This is a genomic window from uncultured Legionella sp. (assembly GCF_937871865.1).
In the GTDB taxonomy this organism is placed as follows: Bacteria; Pseudomonadota; Gammaproteobacteria; order Legionellales; family Legionellaceae; genus Legionella.
The window spans coordinates 1-18,004 of sequence record NZ_CALMPD010000085.1; the positions used below are offsets into that span (position 1 = coordinate 1).

An 18,004-nucleotide genomic window follows, 5' to 3' on the forward strand; every position below is an offset into this window, starting at 1 on the left:
GTTTGAAAAAAGAATAATTTATAATGTAGTCATTATTTTATTACTTTCAGAGATAGTTCTAAAATGAAATCAGCTACTTCCTCGGCTTGAGTCAAATAATTGGTATAGCCTTTAATGTTGATGTTTTTGTTGATACGTTCTCCTGAGCTTTTGGATTCCTCGATCATTTTTTTTACGGTCTCACCTTCGGTACAAACGAAATAGACATCTGATTCTGGTCTTCGTAAAAATTGGGCCTGGAATGATTTAAAGGCAAGAGATACTTTACAGTGAGCAAGATCGGCATGATAAAAGCCATGTAAACCACCAGCCAAATCAGCTCCAACGGCCAGTGCACCAAAATACATCGAATTTAAATGATTGCGGCTTCGTCTTCTTAACGGAAGGCATATGACGATATCAGAATCGGTGAGTGTGATTAATCGAGGTTTTAAGTACCCAATTAATGCTACTTTAAAATGGCTGAAGTACCAAAGGAATAATTTATATCGAGTGAGCGTTTTCATGCATTGTCCTTAACCTGTAGATGAGTAATTATTTTTTTGACCCCGTGAATTACATTGATTCGCTTAATGATTGACGCAATTGCTTTGATACTGGGAACATTTCCTGATAAGGTGACGACTCCATTGGTTGTGGTTGCATTGATCCCTACGAGAGGAATCGATTCATCATCCAGTACTTTGGCTTTGAGCACTGCTGTTTCAACTTCAGCGGTGATAAAGGCATCTGTAAATACAGTATTTACTTTCTTGATGTATAAATGATTGGCAAGAACAGATTTAACTCCGTGAGTGTTTTTCGCTATGCGTAACGCATCAACAAAAGCCTGCTTGTCGCCTACATAACCACTTAAGCGGACGATGCCCTGAGAGGTAGAAATTGAAATTTTTAGTGGATTAAGATTGGTGTTTTCTGTGAATTGTGCCGTAATTTTAGTGGTTATTACTGAATCACTAAACTGCTGTTCAATTTCTTTAAGGGTATTGGCTTGCAGTTGGCTGATAAACAAAAGTAACAGAGCAGTAATTATAAAATTAAAACGCTTTTTCATCGTGTCCTCCTGATAAGCGCCTATTCAAGCAGAATTTAAGGACGGTGTATAGTTTCTGCGTTGCCTTTTAACTCTCTGCGATGTTTTAACGCGCATATGGAGTTAATTTCATATTAATGCTTTGAATAATATACGGATAGTCACTCGATGGGCCACGCGCCAATACAACCAAGGCAAAATGTATTTTCACCTCAAACTCGCTAAGAATGAGATTCTGGGTAATGTACCAATAGCGCATCCCATTATAATAGCCTGACTTGACTATAGTGGGTACACTTTCTAAAACCGGATGCAAGGTGAGCTGTTCTGCTTGAATTTTATCTTTATTCTGCCCAAGAAATCCCACTATGGCATCCCAAGCATTAAAAGAGTAATTTTTTTTAACTGCTTCGAAATCACTTGGTTGACTGGTGTAACTTATGGAAAATGTTTTAATGAGCGTTTGCGCGGCCCATAACGACACTTCATCTTTTTTATCCGCGTAAGTTATTGGAGATAACATGAGCAACAGATTGAACAATACAATTGTTAGCTTGAATGATCTCATGGTTATAAATCCTTTCGTTTCACCAAAATCCACAATTTGTTTTATTATTATAGCAGAGATATACTTTTAGTCTTTTTCATTCAAAATACAGCGATTTATGCATACTATTAGTATCCGTGGAGCAAGAACACATAATCTCAAAAATTTAGATCTGGAACTTCCTCGAGATAAGTTAATAGTGATTACCGGCCTGTCAGGCTCGGGAAAGTCATCCCTGGCATTTGATACTTTATATGCAGAAGGACAGCGGCGTTATGTTGAGTCGTTATCTGCTTATGCCCGGCAATTTTTATCGATGATGGAAAAACCTGATGTTGATTCCATTGAAGGACTCTCGCCGGCAATCTCAATCGAACAAAAAGCAACATCCCATAATCCACGATCTACCGTTGGTACTATCACTGAAATTTATGATTATTTGCGCCTGCTTTATGCCCGTGTTGGCGAGCCTCGATGCCCAACTCATAAAATAAGTTTGCATGCGCAAACCATCAGCCAAATGGTAGATCAGGTTTTAGCTTTGCCAGCGGAGAGCAAGGTAATGATTTTGGCTCCCGTTGTTCGGGAGCGTAAGGGAGAACAAGTGCAATTATTGCAGCAACTGCAGGCTCAAGGATATGTACGGGCACGGATAGATGGTGAATTGTGTGAACTTGATGATCCTCCTAAACTTGGTTTACGCACCAAACATACAATTGAAGTAGTTGTTGATCGATTTAAGGTCCGGGCGGATATCGCGCAGCGTCTGAGTGAGTCCTTTGAAAATGCCTTGAATCTGGCTGAGGGCATAGCCATTGTTGCTTCAATGGATAACACGTTTGAAGAGTTACTCTTTTCCTCTAAATTTGCTTGCCCTGAATGCGGTTATAGTTTGAGTGAATTAGAACCGCGATTGTTTTCATTTAATAATCCAATGGGGGCGTGTGCTTCGTGTGATGGCTTGGGGGTGGATCAGTTTTTTGACCCGGATAGAGTGATTCATGATGAAACCGCCAGTTTGGCGGAAGGGGCTATCAGAGGTTGGGATAAGAAAACCTCTTATTATTTCAGCATGCTGGAATCGTTGGCTCAGCATTATGGTTTTGATACTAATACTGCTTTTTGTGATTTGCCTGAGGACATGCGGCAGGTTGTTCTATACGGTAGTGGCCGAGAAATTATTGAATTTAATTATCATCGCCCCAATGGGGGGTATATGCTGAAAAGGCATAGTTTTGAAGGAATAATTCCCAACATGCAGCGTCGTTATCGGGAGTCTGATTCGGGCATGATTCGGGAAGAGCTGGCGAAATATTTATCTTCTCGTCCATGCCCCTCTTGCCATGGGGCACGTTTAAAAGAAGAAGCGCGCAATGTCTTTATCGACAATAAAAACCTTCCGGAAATTTCTGCTTATTCTATTGAGACTGCCTATGAATTTTTTAAAGGATTAACTTTATCCGGTTACAAAGGCGAGATTGCTGCAAAAATTAATAAAGAAATTATTGAGCGGCTGGGATTTCTGGTTAATGTTGGTTTGGATTATTTATCGTTAACCCGGAGTGCAGAAACGTTATCCGGTGGCGAAGCACAGCGTATACGGTTGGCCAGCCAAATTGGTTCGGGATTAGTCGGAGTGATGTATATATTGGATGAGCCATCCATTGGTCTGCATCAGCGTGATAATGATCGATTGTTGCAAACCCTGATGCATTTACGGAACCAAGGCAATACGGTCATCGTGGTGGAGCATGATGAAGATGCTATTCGCAACGCGGATTTCGTGCTGGATATTGGTCCTGGCGCGGGAGTGCATGGAGGGCATATTGTTGCCAGCGGTACTCCGGAAGAAGTGATGAATAATCCAGCCTCCCTTACCGGTCAATATTTATCCGGCAAACAAGCTATAGTAATCCCTGAGACTCGCCTGACTATAAATCCCGAGCGTATGCTGCATTTAAAGGGAGTTACCTGTAATAATTTAAAGAATGTTGATGTGAGTATACCTTTGGGATTACTTACCTGTATTACGGGTGTTTCGGGTTCAGGTAAATCAAGTTTAATTAATGATACCTTGTATCCTGTTGCTGCCAATACGCTCAATAGAGCGAGCTTATTTACTCCGGGAGAGGTAAAAGAACTGAAGGGGCTAAATTTATGTGATAAGGTGATTGATATCGATCAAAGCCCCATTGGTCGAACTCCTCGTTCTAATCCTGCAACCTATACGGGCATTTTTACTCATATACGGGACTTATTCTCTGCCACACCTGAATCACGTGCACGAGGCTATCAGCCTGGCCGTTTCAGTTTTAATGTAAAGGGTGGACGTTGTGAGGCCTGCCAGGGAGATGGACTCATTAAGGTGGAGATGCATTTTTTACCTGATATTTATGTCTCATGTGATGTCTGCCAAGGAAAACGTTACAATAGGGAAACGCTGGAAATCCAATATAAAGGCAAGAACATTCATGAAATACTGGATATGACTGTTGAAGATGCCTGTGTCTTTTTTACTGCAATTCCTGTTTTGGCGCGAAAATGCCAAACCTTGATGGATGTGGGGTTGTCCTACATTAAGTTGGGTCAGAGTGCCACGACTCTATCAGGTGGAGAAGCACAACGAATCAAATTGGCTCGTGAGTTGTCGAAACGCGATACAGGAAATACTCTCTATATTCTTGATGAACCAACTACTGGATTGCATTTCCATGATACCAGGCAATTATTAACTGTTTTATCGCGGTTACGTGAGAAAGGAAATACCATCGTGATTATTGAGCATAATCTGGATGTGATTAAAACTGCTGACTGGATTATTGATTTAGGGCCAGAGGGTGGTAGTAAAGGTGGACGCATCATTGCCACCGGTACTCCTGAAATGGTTGCCAAATGTAAAGGTTCTTATACTGGTCAGTTTTTGCAACCTATTTTGGCTCAAAAAAAATAATTCCGTATTTTCTGGCACTATATCGTGCGGCTGCATGCTGGGCTGCACTTCGTTTAGCGCCAGCCTACTCTAATGCCGCGACCTTGCGTTCGCGTCTCCCCTGAACATTGATGTATTGTTCTTCACTTTGATTAATAGATTTGTCATTTTTATCATTTTCAGGCTATAACTTAGTATAGAAACTCTTGCAAGGATAAAAAAATGGGTACTTTTTTTATAGTTCTATTAGTCATTGCTGCCCTTGTTTTTTTCTGGGCTATCAGTATTTATAACACGTTGATCGGGATGATTGAGGCGATTAATAACAATAAAAAACAAATTGATATTCAATTAGATAGACGATTTAAGGTATTTGAATCCTTGATTGAAACAGTTAAAAAATATATGGATTATGAAAAGACCACCTTAAAAGAAGTAGTGGAGTTGCGTAATCAAGCCCAGGCAGCAAAAGCGGCGGGAAATGAGCAGGCTCGTATGGATGCTGAAAACGGCATTTCAAAGATTGCCGCGGGTATCAATCTGGTCTTTGAGCAATATCCTGATTTAAAAGCAAGTCAGAACGTATTGCAGTTACAAGAAGAAATTGTGAATACCGAGAACAAGCTCGCTTATTCCAAGCAGGCTTATAACGACAGCATTGAGCGTTATTATGCAAAGAAAAAATCATTTTTCGAATCTATTGTCGTATCAATGTTCGCAGCATCGTTGGATAAAGAATTTATTTATTGGGGGCTGCCTGAAGAGCAGATTCAAGCTAGAGAAGATTATACTGTCAAACTCTGAGAGTAGACTATGAGTATTACTGATTACCATGCTACGGCTGGAGATTGGCGGGCACAGTTAAAAAAAAATGAGCGCAAGACTCGCAGGGTAATTGCGCTTTTTTTTCTGGTTTATATAACTGTTGGCTTGGTTGCAGATGTTTTTATTCTTCAATCCATGGAGCCCCGTGTTTCATTATCGCAGTGTTTCTGGGCTTTAATCACCTTTAAGGTCGTGCCGATGGCCACGTTACTGATGATTGGTCTCGGTGCAGTTTCCTTGATGATTACCTACGCGCTTTACGACCGCATTATGCTTTTAGGTACCGAGTATAAAGAAATTACTGCTGAAAATGCCCAATCCGTTGAAGAAAAGAAACTGTACAATGTCGTGGAAGAAATGAAGGTGGCGTCCGGCTTGCAATATATGCCCCGAGTGTTTGTCATTGAGGCTGATTATATGAATGCTTTTGCCAGTGGCTATAGCGAAAAATCAGCTATGGTGGCGATTACCCGTGGTCTAATGGAGAAGCTGGATAGGGCTGAGATGCAGGCTGTAATGGCTCATGAGTTAAGTCATATTAGACATCATGATATTAAATTAACCTTAATGGTGGCGGTATTAAGTAACATCTTATTAATCGTTATTGACCTTTTATTTTATTCGATGATTTTTAAACGCGACAGGCGAGAAGACAACCGACTCCTTATGGTCATCATGGTGCTGCGTTATGTGTTGCCCATTATTACCGTATTGTTAGCCTTATTTTTAAGTCGTACAAGGGAATATATGGCCGATGCAGGCTGTGTCGAGTTAATGCGGGATAATGAACCTATGGCGCGTGCTTTACTTAAAATCAGTCAGGATCATGTACAACACGCAGATGAATACGCAAAAGCGTATGGTAATACCCCGCATGAGCAGGTAAGGCAGGCTTCTTACTTATTTGATCCGTCTCATCTTGATCCGGTAAAATCATTAAGCAATTCTTTTTCAACTCATCCTTCGATTGAACAACGCCTGGATGCATTAGGTTTTAAACGAAAGTAAACTTTAGTTCGTAGCCTGTATTAGGCGAGGTCGTACAGGGATATCGAGTCCCAACTAGCGTTACAAGTTCGTCCTAAAGTTTTGTTACAGTCTCCGGGGGCATTATTCACGTAAGCCGACGCCCTTTTTTAACAGAATTAAATTAATTACGGTAAGAGACACCAGCATGATGCAGATGATTAACATTGCCAGGTTCATACTTACTTCTTCATGTCCTATCATTGCATGCCTTAGTGCATTAACCATATACAGAATGGGGTTCAGGTAGGATATTTTTTGCCAGAATGGGGGTAACATGTCGATGCTGTAAAAGACACCGCCTAAATAAGTTAATGGGGTTAGGATAAAGGTTGGAATTAACATAATCTCATCAAAGTTCCGTGCCAGCATCGCGTTAGTAAAGCCAGCCAGCGAGAATATGGCGGCCACTAATAAAACGACCAGTAACGTCATTGGCAAATGATCTAATTCTATGGTCAGGAAAAAACTGGCAATGATAAAGACCAGAATCGCGACAATTAATCCTCTAAGCACGCCACCCAGCACATAGCCTAATAATAAAAGACCATTATGCATTGGACTAATTAACATTTCCTCAATACTTTTTTGGAAGCGAACACTAAATAAAGAGGAAGAAACGTTGCCGTAGGCATTCACAATGACTGACATCATGATCAAACCAGGGGCTATGAACATGGGATAACTTACCCCCTGAATCGTACCTATTCGGCCTCCAATCAAACTGCCAAAAATGAGGAAATAAAGGGTGGTCGTAATTACTGGCGGTAAGAAAACCTGACTGGCAATGCGAAACATACGAACTAATTCACGTCGTACCAGAGTATAGAGTGCAATGAGTTGTTGTTTAATGGCCATTTTTTATAAGATCCAGAAAAAGCTCTTCCAAGCGGTTAGTTTTATTGCGTAAACTGATAATTTTTATTCCATGTTTCGTCAAGGTCGCAAATACGTCATTCAGAGAGATGTTGTTGTCTACTCGTAACTCGAAGGTATTGGTATCAATCAATGTGGTCATAAATGAGGGAATTGCTGGCAAATCGGTAATTGGTTCTTCTGTATTGAATATAAAGGTCTGGTGGCGCAATGTATGTAATAATGCGTTCATTGAGGTATTTTTTATAATTATCCCTTTATCAATAATGGCAATATTTTTACACAGCTGTTCTGCTTCCTCCAGGTAGTGAGTGGTAAGAATGATGGTTGTTCCTTCCGCATTGGTACGCGTTAGAAACTCCCACATACTTCGTCTGATTTCTATATCAACACCTGCCGTGGGTTCATCAAGGATCAAAACTTTGGGTTTATGGATTAGGGCTCTAGCTATCATTAATCGACGTTTCATACCACCTGAAAGCTGGCGCACCATGGATTTTCTTTTATCCCATAAGCCAAGTTGCTCTAATAATGATTCTGCTCGGGGTAATGCGTCTTTACGCGTAATGCCGTAATAGCCGGCCTGGCTTAATAAAATTTGTATGGGGTTTTCGAATATATTGAGGTTAACTTCTTGTGGTACTAATCCCAGGCATGATTTTGCTAGTTCGGGTTCGCTATCCAGATCATAGCCATGTATTTTGATACTCCCGGCCGATTTATTAATTAAAGAGGTGATTAAACCGATAGTGGTTGATTTACCAGCGCCATTAGCTCCAAGCAAAGCAAAAAAATCACCCGTTTTTACTGTTAAATCAATGCTCTTAACTGCCTGAACACCATTGGCATAGGTTTTGGATAGTTGTTGAATGTCTAAGGCGTGCATAAGCAGTTCAATCCCTGTAAAAATATCATTATACATGATTATAATGATTGTACAGCTGCCTTCGATTTCATTTTATTTTAATGTTAAAACAGGAAATTACATTCAAGAGAATGTTGTTGACATGGATAGTTAATAAGGCAATTCTTCCGACCAGGAGTTTGATTCTGAATCCGAGTCATTGGTGGGCGTTGGTTCCAGGTATTCCCTACGGGTAGCCATGCTTTCCAGCAAGGCTACCATTAACGGTGACCCTACATATTTTTTTTTTGTATCGGCTCTATCTTTTCCACTGCTGCTGTTGATGAGAACGCTGCTTTATTTGCTTTTCGTTTTGCTAGTTCCTGACTTAATTCATTAAAAAAACCATCGCCACTAAAGAGAGGACCCGTTTTTTGCGGGGGGGGCATTTCAGGTGGTGTTTGGAGTGGTGCTTTTGATGGTATTTTGGATTTTATAATCACGGTGTTTTCTGGCTCTGAAAGAACTGCCCGCTTAGACGGAGTATCTTTTTCTGGTATAAGTGGAGTAATTTTAGGAGAGGAAACCGTCGTGGTAGTTTTTAGTTGTTTTTTTGTTGTATCTGAGATAACTGGTGTTGTGACTTTATAAAGCGATCCTTCTTTGCTTAATGAGGGTAGGGCCGTTGTTGATACAGGGGCAACTATGGTTGTGTTACTGCCAGTGATTTCATAAAGCGTGTTGAGCAGCTCCGTAAAGGAGGTCAATTGATGCCGAGCCGTTTCAATTTGTGGTTGCAGTGCTCGGAACGTCTGATCATTATGTACTTGTTCTTTCAATGTTCGATTCTCGGTTGAGAGCTGGTTGTTTTCACGAGCTAACTCTTCAATTTGTTTTTTTAATAATTCAACTTCTGACAGATAAGCTTTGCGGGAAAACTCTTGCGCTTTTTGTGTCGAATCTAACGCTGATTTGAGATCCCTCATCATGCGCTCTGATGAATTGCCTTCCACTGCAATCTGAAGATGCATCGGTGTACTGCTGTCTATTGTGTTGATAGGATTATACATTTTGGCAACGGAATTATATTCAATCAGGAATTTATTCCAGCATTCATACAAATAACGGTTGGTGTTGGTGGAGAGATTAATCGGTACGGTGAGGTATTCAATAACACTGGCATCATGAATAACCTCCTGGTTAGACTTGATGAGGTTTAATAGTTCACTGAAATAGTCGCATATCGCGCTGTGGTTCTGCTCTTTTCCCCAGCTGATATAGGACGAGGTTGCTCCAGATAGTCTGTAACTGGTAATAAATTGTTCAAATGATTTTAAAAAGTGCTTACTTATTGGCATGTTTAACTCCTAATCCTTGGAAGCCATTGTGTTTTATTTAATATCAACTAATATTAAAACTCAATAATTTTGAACTAAATTTTTCAAATTGGTTGAAATTCATCGTTTTGTAAGAAAAAAGACAAATAAATGACCTGAGTTATATCACCACTGTATCCAATCTATTTGTTAACGTCTGATGATTTATGAGACTTTGATCTGCAAATGGCCATCTGGTCACATCATGGCGAGCCGTAGAATAACAAAAGTGGATAAAGAGTTAATAACTAGTATATTCAATGATATATTGATTCAAATAAACTTTTATTTTGGAGACAACAGGTGAGCGGAGCAGACAGGAGTAACACGGATTTGTTTTCCCCAATGCAGTTAGGCAGCCTTAAGTTGGCTAATCGTATTGTGATGGCTCCTTTGACACGTAGCCGGGCAAAAAAGGGCGATGTGCAAGGAGTGATGAATGCAGAATATTATGAGCAACGCGCATCCGCGGGCTTAATTATTTCAGAAGCAACGCAAATATCTCAACAGGGCAAGGGGTATGCATTTACTCCTGGTATCTATACGGAAGAACAAATTGCCGGTTGGAAACTGACAACAGATGCAGTGCATCATCAGGGAGGAGTTATTTTTGCCCAGCTATGGCATGTCGGACGGATCTCTCATCCATCGTTACAGCCTGATAACCAGCTTCCTGTTGCGCCGTCTGCAATTAAACCCGCAGGAAAAGCGTATACTGAAACCGGGTTTCAGGATTTTGTTACTCCAAGAGCATTGGAGCTCAATGAGTTACCAGGCATTATAGAACAGTACGCACATGCGGCCAGATGTGCGAAAAAAGCCGGCTTTGATGGCATAGAAATACATGCTGCCAATGGGTATCTGATCGAGCAATTTTTAAGTGATAAAACCAATAAGCGTACGGATAATTATGGTGGAAGCATCGAAAATCGGGCACGCCTGATGTTGGAAGTGGTGGAGGCTGTAACTGCTGTATGGCCAGCTGATCGTGTTGGGATCCGATTGTCGCCAGTGAGCCATGCTAACGATATTGATGACAGCACTCCTATGGAAACGTTTTCTTATGTAGTGAAGCAGTTGAATTCTTTTGCCTTGTCGTATATTCATTGTATTGAAGGAGAGACTATTGGTCCTCGTTCTATTCCTGATAATTTTAGTTTTGCCGATTTACGTGCCCTGTATCAGGGGATCTATATCGCCAATAACGGCTATGACTTACAGTTGGCTTTAAAAGCACGGGCAGAAAATTTAGCTGATTTAATCTGTTTTGGCCGTCCTTTTATTGGCAATCCTGATTTGGTCGCACGGTTGAAAACGGGGGCTGAGTTAGTTAATGCCCCGAAAGAAACCTGGTATGGGAATGGTGCTGAAGGCTATACGGATTGGCCAACACTGACTTAATTTTCATGCACCAGTTGCTGATTAGTGCTGGTGCTAAATGAGCCACTTGGGGGGGCTGTTTTCATCCAGCCGGTAATACTATACCGGGTTTGATGGGTAAGGCAGACTTCATGAGGTAACTCACTATTAAAACAGATGAAGCGATTACTTTTGGGGTATACTTTTTGGAGGAGTTGGTCTTCTGTTGTATAGAGATTCAATGCACCACCAAACTCTTCTTGCCAATGTTCGTTTAAATAATAAACACAGGAAATCTTTCTCGTTTTTTTAGATGCGAATTGATCGATGTGTTTTTTATAATAAGCCCCTGGTTTATAGACTGCAAAATGAGTTTCAAATTCAGCAAGCCCCAAAAACAAGTTTCTATTTAAAATATTGGCTAAAGCATTGGTTTGCTTTAAAAATGCATGGATGGATGCATCTGTTGTTTCTTCTTCTATCCAGCATATTTCATCAGTTCTGATTGCATTATTCTGATGTGCTTGTACTTTCATTCCAATTTTTGCACTTCTGAATAAACCCTCTTCATGCATGAGCTGCGAACGTGCGATTAAGGCCTGATAGTGCTCCACGTCCAGAAATCCATCAATGATATGAAATCCTTGGGTACAAAGGTGATGGCTAATTAATTCAGGATCAAGCACGTGCTTCTCTTGCAAACATTCTGTGCAGATAATTTTACGCGAAGATACATTTCATGCAAGCATTATAGAAACAAGAGCAAAGCAGGGCGCATTTAAATAATGCTTCGGTGACTGAATTTTTATAAACCCAGTCGAGGGGAAATTTTACCTTCCAGAAGATACTGGTATTCACGCCACTGTGGCATAAATTGAGTCATCAGTGCATAAAACCGCTGATTATGGCTGGGTTCAAGCAGATGTATCAGCTCATGGACGAGCACATATTCGAGGCATACTGCCGGTTTTTTTATTAGGCTAAGGTTCAACCAGATGCGATGAGCTCGTGTATTACATGAACCCCAACGGGTTTTCATCTTTTTTATTCCCCATTCTTTCGTTTTAACACCGATCACTGACTCCCAGTGGTTTATTAAATCAGGCAGGATAAGTTCCATTTCTTTTCGATACCAACGTTCCAGTACACTCTGTTTTTGATTGTATGATGCCTGATGGGGGACATAGCAATGAAGCACCTCTCCTTGGATTTTTATTTGTGATGGGCCGTGGTGTTCTTCAAAAATGAGTAGATAGTTGCTGCCTTTAAATGCAATTGCAGAACCTGTTTCCAACCGTTCTTCTTTATACGTCGAACGTTCACGAATTTTGTCGCGGTTGGCACGTATCCATGCGCTTTTTTCCTGCAACTGTTTTCTGAGCAATTGTTCGCTGTATCTGAGTGGAACACTTACTTTTACCTCACCCTCTGGAGGGTAGATTCTCAAGTTCATGTTTTTTATTGATTTTCGTGACACTTCAATAGAAATGCCGTCGATTTCAATGATCATAGGAAATTAGGTATCTGATTATAGCTTGATTATATAGAATAAATTCTTATAGGTATAAGAGTTTATTTCAGATACTGTTTATCGTTCAGCACCGACACAAGGGCTATCAACGTATTCACCATTACTATCCAGTACCATGTTGACGCTTGCACGTTGATATCGAGCCAGGATATCGTACTGTTGTTTGGTGATGTATCCATAAGAATTACCGCAATATACTAAAGATGTAGCACCTGGTTTAGGTTTTACCTGCACAGGAAGGTCGCAATTCCAGCGAAATTTGCTCAGGTCACAATTGGCCAGGGCCATATTGGCGGTTAATAGTAAGGCGATGAACAGCGCAAAACGATTATTATTCATTATTTTTTCCACCTGCAGGGTATTTTATTTTAAGTATAGGTTAAATAATGAAAATAGAGGGGGAGATAATTAAATAATTGCAGGGAGCTTTTTTGTTTATTTAATGATATATATTCATTAAGTTAACCCCAATGGGTGATAGATATGCTTACATCCAGTAGTGAATATCTCCAGGCTCTGCGGGCAGGGAAATTCCTTCTTTTTTTGGAATGGCCACAGTTTATAGCTTTTCGTTATTCAACTGAGAAGAATCCAATTGATGCAGAAGATACGCTTAATTTAATTATATTTGAATGGTTAAATAATGGGTTTTGTGATGATGATGTAAAACAAATGGCTCTTCTGACCAGAGTGCATGATTTAGAGACTATGCCAATAAGATCGCATTTATCCTATGCGTTTATCTCTTTGTCTATCACCATGTTTCATTGCATGATTGTGCATGCGACAAACACACAAAACCATTTTTTGCATCAGAGTCCTTTAAGTGGAAAACAGGTCTGTGAATTTATCAAACAACAAAACGCCTTAATTGACAAAGCGTTATTTGCGGAACAAGAGCTCAAAACACGTGACACATTTTCTGCGCTTCTTGACACTATAGAACAGAAACAGATTTCTCAGGCTTTTAAACGCATCTATTCCATCACTCAGTTTAGATACTTAATCGATCAGTACCTAACCGAATTGGATAATCGCCTAATGCCAAACGATCAGCTGTTAACTGCCAGATTAAGTCTGCTGAAGAGTCTTGCTTACTATATGAACCAGCAGATGGAATATACTGAACAGGTTAATGACGAAATGAGGGGGTACGTCAAACAAATATGGGCGATGCAGCCAGCCGATTTTGAAGAGCCTTATTTAAATTGTATTTATCCAATATCTATTGTTGATAATGCGTGGAAATTGGTGACTGACTATGGTCTAAAATTTTTTAGTATATTACAACCGCCGGAAGCCTTGATGATCCGCTCTGAGGTAAAAGATGGCGATATATTAAAAATGACTAAGGGGCACGGGTCACTTTAAGTAGTATAACCAGGCTTTTATAATAATATTTTTAATGAGGATAGAGTGTCATTTGGGGGTAAGCTTCGTGGGCAAGCAGAGCTTCTTTATAGGTTATGGAATTGGGATTTCCCATATACCCGCCCAAGTTGTCTTTTCCTACGACACGATGACAGGGAATAAACAGCGTCACAGGATTTTTCTTGCATGCCTGGCCTATTGCTCTCGGGCTGCTTTGTAATGTCGCAGCTAATTCACCATAGGTCAATGTACGTCCTACGGGAATAACTAATAGCGCACCCCATACTTTTTGTTGGTACGTGCTGCCTTGAGGTTTTAATTGTAATTGAAATCGGTGATGAGGATCTGCGTAATAAGCTTCAAGTTCGTTGCCAATTACTGTAGCCAGATTTGATTTTGCTGGTGCGCCTGATTTTTTAGTAAAAGAAGCATTAAAAACAAAATGCTCGTCATGAACTACTTCAAGCATACCCCATGGGGTAGCATAAATAGACGCGACGAGCATTGAGTTCAAGAATTAATCGCCTTTTTTACCAACCAGCTTTTCTTTAATACGTGCAGCACGGCCAGCAAGATTACGTAAGTAATACAGTTTAGCACGACGTACATCTCCACGGCGTTTAACAGTGATACTGTCTACAATTGGGCTGTATGTCTGGAATACACGTTCAACACCAACGTTATGAGAAATTTTACGAACAGTAAACGCAGAGTTCAAGCCACGATTTCTCTTAGCAATAACAATTCCTTCAAACGCTTGCAAACGCTCACGTGTACCTTCAATTACTTTAACTTGAACAAGAACAGTGTCACCTGGATTAAACTCAGGAATTTCCTTGCCTTGCATTTGCTCAGCATTTAATTGGTCAATAATATTAGTCATGGACTACTCCTAAAATTGGTTTATCCTCAACAGGAATCACCGTGTTCGCATTTATAACCATTTAGCATCTGATCATTCTGATGCCATCAAATCAGTCTGTTTGCCACGAGATCATTTTGTGGTTAACAATACTCTTTTTGAAACTCGCCAAGCAATTGCTGGTCGGTTTCGTTTAACTGTAATTTATCCAGTAAATCCGGGCGTTTAAGCCAGGTTTTACCAAGGGATTGCTTTCTCCGCCATCGCTCTATATCCCGATGATTGCCTCCTAGTAAAACAGGAGGTACATCCATACCATTTATTGTGGCCGGGCGGGTATAATGTGGACAGTCGAGTAAGCCGTTCATAAACGAATCTTGCTCTGCTGAACCAAGATGCCCAAGACTACCGGGTATCAAACGAATTATCGCATCGATAAACACCATGGCAGCTAATTCACCACCACTTAATACAAAATCCCCTAGCGACCATTCTTCATCCACATGGTGATTTATGATGCGCTCATCAATTCCTTCATATCTTCCTGCAATAAACAGCAAGGATTGACGTTCACGTGCCACCTGGTTTAAGTCTGTCTGACGAATTACCTTGCCCTGGGGGCTTAAGTAAATCGTTTTGCAGTTAGCAGGCATATGGCTGCGTGCATGTTCTATTGCTGCGTGCAGTGGTTCATACATCATGACCATTCCTGGCCCACCGCCATAAGGCTTATCATCAACCTGTCGATAAGGTCTTGATGACCAGTCCCTGGGATTCCAGTGATCAATTTTAGCCAGGCCCTGCTCAATTGCTCTACCGGTAATACCGTATTGCAAGCCATCCAGTATTTCTGGTATTAAATTAATTAAACCAAGATGCAATGTCACTTAAAAATCCGCATCCCAGTCAACAGTAATGACGTGTTGGCTGGCATTGATGTCAGTAATAAACTGACCTGGTAAATAGGGAATTAAATGCCTTTTTTCACCTTGTACTACTAATACATCATTAGCGCCAGTTGGCATTACTTCAGTAACCGTACCAAAAAGGACGCCTTCCTGGTTGATCACTTTCATGCCTATTAACTGGTGCCAGTAATATTCGCCCGGTTCTAATTCAGCAAGCTGTTCTTTGGGGACAGCTATTTCTACGTTGGTTAAACGAGCCACTGATTCACGTTCCGGATAACCTTCTACCTGAGCTATTATGGCTTTGTTATGCACTTCCACACATAATAACTTAACAGGCTGCCACTGAGCATTGATATAGGCATGCCAGTCTGTATATCTCAGAATATTATCTCTGGGTTCTGTGAAGGAATGAACCGTAACAAAGCCCTTAATACCATGAGGTCGACCAAAACGGCCTAATACTATCCAGTTTGCCTGATTATTCACGTTATTAAGCAGCTGTCTCAGATTTTTTATTAAATTCTTTTATCAATGCACTTACGCGATCAGATAATTGAGCTCCAACACTTTGCCAATGAGCTAATTTTTCCACTTCAACGTGCAGACGAACTTCTTGTCCACGCGCTACAGGGTTAAAATAACCAATACGCTCAATGTAACTACCATCGCGACGTTTGCGGCTGTCTGTTACTACCATGTGATAAAAAGGACGCTTTTTGGCGCCGCCTCGTGATAAACGTATAACGACCATTGTTTTCCTCTACTTTAGAGTGGTTACATAAAAATGCCGAGTATTGTACGAAAATTAACTCAACATGTGAAGTAATTCTTTTAATTTATTTTCTAACTAAATATCACTTCCAATTGAATGCTCATTATTAGCGCATCGTATGTGATTAAAGGAGAAGGTGTTGGCTATTTTATGGAATAAAATGGCTCACTGATTCTCTAATTAAACGTTTATTCTGACACTTATATTTGAACGTTCCCCAAGATTTGTTATTTTATTACTTTAAATCATCTGGAAACATACCTTTCATTCCAGCCATTCCTCCTATTCCTCGCATCATTTTTTGCATTCCGCCAGGTTTGGAAAACTTCTTCATCATTTTTTGCATTTGTTCAAATTGCTTTAGCAGGCGGTTTACATCCTGGATCTGGGTTCCTGAACCCATTGCAATGCGTTTTTTCCTTGAGCCTGCAATTAATTTAGGTAGCCGTCTTTCTTTGGGTGTCATTGAATTAATAATGGCTACCGTTTGCGACATTGCTTTATCGTTAATCTGTTGCATGGCTTGTTGAGGCATTTGTCCCATTCCAGGCAACTTACTCATCATACCGGATATACCGCCCATGTTATTCATTTGCAGTAACTGTTGTTTAAAATCTTCTAAATCGAAGCCTTTACCTTTTTTTAATTTTTTAGCCAGTTTTTCACTGGCTTGTTTGTCTGCCTTTCGTTCAACCTCTTCAATCAGGGTGAGAATGTCTCCCATTCCCAGTATGCGTGACGCAATACGTTCCGGATGGAAGGGCTCTAAAGCCTCAACTTTTTCTCCACTACCGATGAATTTAATGGGTTGGCCAGTAATTTGTCTCACAGAAAGAGCGGCACCACCACGAGCGTCACCGTCTGTTTTAGTCAGAATCACACCGGTTAATGGCAGGGCTTCATGAAAGGCTTTTGCTGTATTTGCTGCATCTTGCCCTGTCATGCTGTCGACGACAAACAGAGTTTCAATTGGTGTAACCGCTTGATGCAATGCTTTAATTTCAGCCATCATTTCTGCATCAATGTGCATGCGTCCGGCTGTATCGATAATGAGCACATCCATATAGTGCTTTTTAGCGCTGTCTAATGCCTTTTGGGCAATTGAGATGGGCTGTTCATGTACTTCAGCAGGGAAAAAAGCAACATCAATTTGTTCGGACAGAACTTTCAACTGCTGGATTGCTGCAGGTCGATAAACGTCCACGCTGACCATCATTACTTTTTTATTTTCTGTTTCTTTTAAGTAGCGGGCAAGTTTTGCCGAGCTGGTTGTTTTACCTGAACCTTGCAAGCCAGCCATTAAAAATACGGCAGGTGGCTGGGTTTTAAAATCGAGCTCGACGCGTTCATCACCCATAACATGAATTAATTCATCATGTACTGTTTTAATAAAGGCTTGATCGGGATTTAAACTGGTTAATACTTCTTGACCTAAGGCTTTCTCTTTTACCTGCTCGATAAATTCTTTAATAACGGGGAGGGCAACATCAGCCTCAATTAACGAGAGTCTGACTTCTCGTAACGCTTGTTGAATATTGTCTTCAGTTAAACGACCCTGTCCACGCAGGTTTTTAAAGGTGCGGGTCAAACGTTCGGTTAAATTATCAAACATGATTATAGAGTACCCGGAAAAAAACAGGAACTATAGCATAGAGCGATAAAAAAATGCTACTTATCCGCCAGGATCCCAGGGAGAGATCATCAAAATCTGTTAATGAATAGTTAATTATGATCAAATACCC

The 18,004-nt window shown here is 40.5% G+C and carries 20 protein-coding genes; 5 read left to right on the forward strand and 15 right to left on the reverse strand.

Translation table 11 applies throughout. The features are described from left to right. Nucleotides 1–32 precede the first annotated feature (32 nt). From Q0495_RS04880 to Q0495_RS04890, 3 genes are all read right to left on the reverse strand, one after another. Complete coding sequence (locus Q0495_RS04880; protein WP_298623723.1) at nt 33–506, reverse strand: hypothetical protein; 474 nt, start codon at nt 504–506, stop codon at nt 33–35. Further along, nucleotides 503–1,054: a BON domain-containing protein gene (locus Q0495_RS04885; protein ID WP_298623724.1), complete on the reverse strand. Its 552-nt coding sequence runs from the start codon at nt 1,052–1,054 to the stop codon at nt 503–505. Before Q0495_RS04885 ends, Q0495_RS04880 begins: the two co-directional genes overlap by 4 nt. 85 nt (nt 1,055–1,139) lie before the next feature. Then, nucleotides 1,140–1,601, reverse strand: coding sequence for a hypothetical protein (locus Q0495_RS04890; protein WP_298623726.1), 462 nt, complete (start codon nt 1,599–1,601; stop codon nt 1,140–1,142). 97 nt (nt 1,602–1,698) lie between these two features. On the opposite strand from Q0495_RS04890, the gene uvrA reads away from it, so the two are divergent. The 3 genes from uvrA (at nt 1,699) to htpX (ending at nt 6,342) form a co-directional block, all read left to right on the forward strand. Next, nucleotides 1,699–4,530, forward strand: a complete 2,832-nt coding sequence (gene uvrA, locus Q0495_RS04895) for an excinuclease ABC subunit UvrA (protein ID WP_298623728.1) — start codon at nt 1,699–1,701, stop codon at nt 4,528–4,530. A gap of 201 nt (nt 4,531–4,731) precedes the next feature. Further along, nucleotides 4,732–5,313 carry a LemA family protein gene (locus Q0495_RS04900; protein WP_298623731.1) on the forward strand — a complete coding sequence of 194 codons (582 nt, stop codon included), beginning with the start codon at nt 4,732–4,734 and terminating at the stop codon, nt 5,311–5,313. A gap of 9 nt (nt 5,314–5,322) precedes the next feature. Then, nucleotides 5,323–6,342 (forward strand): zinc metalloprotease HtpX, encoded by a 1,020-nt coding sequence (gene htpX / locus Q0495_RS04905; RefSeq protein WP_298623734.1) that lies wholly within the window; start codon nt 5,323–5,325, stop codon nt 6,340–6,342. A gap of 102 nt (nt 6,343–6,444) precedes the next feature. On the opposite strand, the gene Q0495_RS04910 is transcribed toward htpX, so the two are convergent. The 3 genes from Q0495_RS04910 to Q0495_RS04920 all read right to left on the reverse strand — a co-directional run bounded on the left by Q0495_RS04910 (nt 6,445) and on the right by Q0495_RS04920 (nt 9,438). Then, entirely contained in the window at nt 6,445–7,218 is a 774-nt protein-coding gene (locus tag Q0495_RS04910; RefSeq protein WP_298623736.1) for an ABC transporter permease, read from the reverse strand. Continuing rightward, nucleotides 7,208–8,122, reverse strand: coding sequence for an ABC transporter ATP-binding protein (locus Q0495_RS04915; RefSeq protein WP_298623738.1), 915 nt, complete (start codon nt 8,120–8,122; stop codon nt 7,208–7,210). The genes Q0495_RS04910 and Q0495_RS04915 overlap by 11 nt, the downstream gene beginning before the upstream one ends. Nucleotides 8,123–8,373: 251 nt before the next feature. After that, nucleotides 8,374–9,438 carry a hypothetical protein gene (locus tag Q0495_RS04920; RefSeq protein ID WP_298623740.1) on the reverse strand — a complete coding sequence of 355 codons (1,065 nt, stop codon included), beginning with the start codon at nt 9,436–9,438 and terminating at the stop codon, nt 8,374–8,376. A gap of 321 nt (nt 9,439–9,759) precedes the next feature. Between Q0495_RS04920 and Q0495_RS04925 the strand changes: the two genes are divergently transcribed. After that, a complete protein-coding gene (locus Q0495_RS04925) occupies nt 9,760–10,857 on the forward strand; it encodes an alkene reductase (RefSeq protein ID WP_298623742.1) in 1,098 nt (365 codons plus the stop codon). Here the strand turns inward: Q0495_RS04925 and Q0495_RS04930 are convergent. From Q0495_RS04930 to Q0495_RS04940, 3 genes are all read right to left on the reverse strand, one after another. After that, nucleotides 10,854–11,501: a 2OG-Fe(II) oxygenase gene (locus Q0495_RS04930; protein WP_298623744.1), complete on the reverse strand. Its 648-nt coding sequence runs from the start codon at nt 11,499–11,501 to the stop codon at nt 10,854–10,856. The two genes, Q0495_RS04925 and Q0495_RS04930, sit on opposite strands and share 4 nt — an antisense overlap. A 119-nt stretch (nt 11,502–11,620) precedes the next feature. Next, nucleotides 11,621–12,325, reverse strand: a complete 705-nt coding sequence (locus tag Q0495_RS04935; RefSeq protein WP_298623746.1) for a M48 family metallopeptidase — start codon at nt 12,323–12,325, stop codon at nt 11,621–11,623. 78 nt (nt 12,326–12,403) lie between these two features. Continuing rightward, the gene (locus tag Q0495_RS04940; RefSeq protein WP_298623747.1) at nt 12,404–12,685 is read right to left on the reverse strand and encodes a hypothetical protein; all 282 of its coding nucleotides are present in this window, start codon (nt 12,683–12,685) and stop codon (nt 12,404–12,406) included. Nucleotides 12,686–12,829: 144 nt separating this feature from the next. Between Q0495_RS04940 and Q0495_RS04945 the strand changes: the two genes are divergently transcribed. Next, nucleotides 12,830–13,717: a helical bundle domain-containing protein gene (locus tag Q0495_RS04945; protein ID WP_298623749.1), complete on the forward strand. Its 888-nt coding sequence runs from the start codon at nt 12,830–12,832 to the stop codon at nt 13,715–13,717. Nucleotides 13,718–13,748: 31 nt separating this feature from the next. On the opposite strand, the gene Q0495_RS04950 is transcribed toward Q0495_RS04945, so the two are convergent. From Q0495_RS04950 to ffh, 6 genes are all read right to left on the reverse strand, one after another. Further along, nucleotides 13,749–14,222, reverse strand: coding sequence for a methylated-DNA--[protein]-cysteine S-methyltransferase (locus Q0495_RS04950; RefSeq protein ID WP_298623763.1), 474 nt, complete (start codon nt 14,220–14,222; stop codon nt 13,749–13,751). 12 nt (nt 14,223–14,234) lie between these two features. Next, entirely contained in the window at nt 14,235–14,600 is a 366-nt protein-coding gene (gene rplS / locus Q0495_RS04955; RefSeq protein WP_298623751.1) for a 50S ribosomal protein L19, read from the reverse strand. A gap of 122 nt (nt 14,601–14,722) precedes the next feature. Beyond that, nucleotides 14,723–15,466: a tRNA (guanosine(37)-N1)-methyltransferase TrmD gene (gene trmD / locus Q0495_RS04960; protein WP_298623753.1), complete on the reverse strand. Its 744-nt coding sequence runs from the start codon at nt 15,464–15,466 to the stop codon at nt 14,723–14,725. Further along, nucleotides 15,467–15,976 (reverse strand): ribosome maturation factor RimM, encoded by a 510-nt coding sequence (gene rimM, locus Q0495_RS04965; protein WP_298623755.1) that lies wholly within the window; start codon nt 15,974–15,976, stop codon nt 15,467–15,469. 4 nt (nt 15,977–15,980) lie between these two features. Further along, complete coding sequence (rpsP, locus tag Q0495_RS04970) at nt 15,981–16,241, reverse strand: 30S ribosomal protein S16 (RefSeq protein WP_298623758.1); 261 nt, start codon at nt 16,239–16,241, stop codon at nt 15,981–15,983. A gap of 256 nt (nt 16,242–16,497) precedes the next feature. After that, nucleotides 16,498–17,874 (reverse strand): signal recognition particle protein, encoded by a 1,377-nt coding sequence (ffh, locus tag Q0495_RS04975; RefSeq protein ID WP_298623760.1) that lies wholly within the window; start codon nt 17,872–17,874, stop codon nt 16,498–16,500. Nucleotides 17,875–18,004: the final 130 nt, after the last annotated feature.

Excerpts from the sequence above, each read along its gene's own strand:
- Q0495_RS04880 (WP_298623723.1), bottom strand. The coding sequence starts at position 506 with ATGAAAACGCTCACTCGATATAAATTATTCCTTTGGTACTTCAGCCAT.
- Q0495_RS04885 (WP_298623724.1), bottom strand. The coding sequence starts at position 1,054 with ATGAAAAAGCGTTTTAATTTTATAATTACTGCTCTGTTACTTTTGTTT.
- Q0495_RS04890 (WP_298623726.1), bottom strand. The coding sequence starts at position 1,601 with ATGAGATCATTCAAGCTAACAATTGTATTGTTCAATCTGTTGCTCATG.
- uvrA (WP_298623728.1), top strand. The coding sequence starts at position 1,699 with ATGCATACTATTAGTATCCGTGGAGCAAGAACACATAATCTCAAAAAT.
- Q0495_RS04900 (WP_298623731.1), top strand. The coding sequence starts at position 4,732 with ATGGGTACTTTTTTTATAGTTCTATTAGTCATTGCTGCCCTTGTTTTT.
- htpX (WP_298623734.1), top strand. The coding sequence starts at position 5,323 with ATGAGTATTACTGATTACCATGCTACGGCTGGAGATTGGCGGGCACAG.
- Q0495_RS04910 (WP_298623736.1), bottom strand. The coding sequence starts at position 7,218 with ATGGCCATTAAACAACAACTCATTGCACTCTATACTCTGGTACGACGT.
- Q0495_RS04915 (WP_298623738.1), bottom strand. The coding sequence starts at position 8,122 with ATGCACGCCTTAGACATTCAACAACTATCCAAAACCTATGCCAATGGT.
- Q0495_RS04920 (WP_298623740.1), bottom strand. The coding sequence starts at position 9,438 with ATGCCAATAAGTAAGCACTTTTTAAAATCATTTGAACAATTTATTACC.
- Q0495_RS04935 (WP_298623746.1), bottom strand. The coding sequence starts at position 12,325 with ATGATCATTGAAATCGACGGCATTTCTATTGAAGTGTCACGAAAATCA.
- Q0495_RS04940 (WP_298623747.1), bottom strand. The coding sequence starts at position 12,685 with ATGAATAATAATCGTTTTGCGCTGTTCATCGCCTTACTATTAACCGCC.
- Q0495_RS04945 (WP_298623749.1), top strand. The coding sequence starts at position 12,830 with ATGCTTACATCCAGTAGTGAATATCTCCAGGCTCTGCGGGCAGGGAAA.
- Q0495_RS04950 (WP_298623763.1), bottom strand. The coding sequence starts at position 14,222 with ATGCTCGTCGCGTCTATTTATGCTACCCCATGGGGTATGCTTGAAGTA.
- rplS (WP_298623751.1), bottom strand. The coding sequence starts at position 14,600 with ATGACTAATATTATTGACCAATTAAATGCTGAGCAAATGCAAGGCAAG.
- rpsP (WP_298623758.1), bottom strand. The coding sequence starts at position 16,241 with ATGGTCGTTATACGTTTATCACGAGGCGGCGCCAAAAAGCGTCCTTTT.
- ffh (WP_298623760.1), bottom strand. The coding sequence starts at position 17,874 with ATGTTTGATAATTTAACCGAACGTTTGACCCGCACCTTTAAAAACCTG.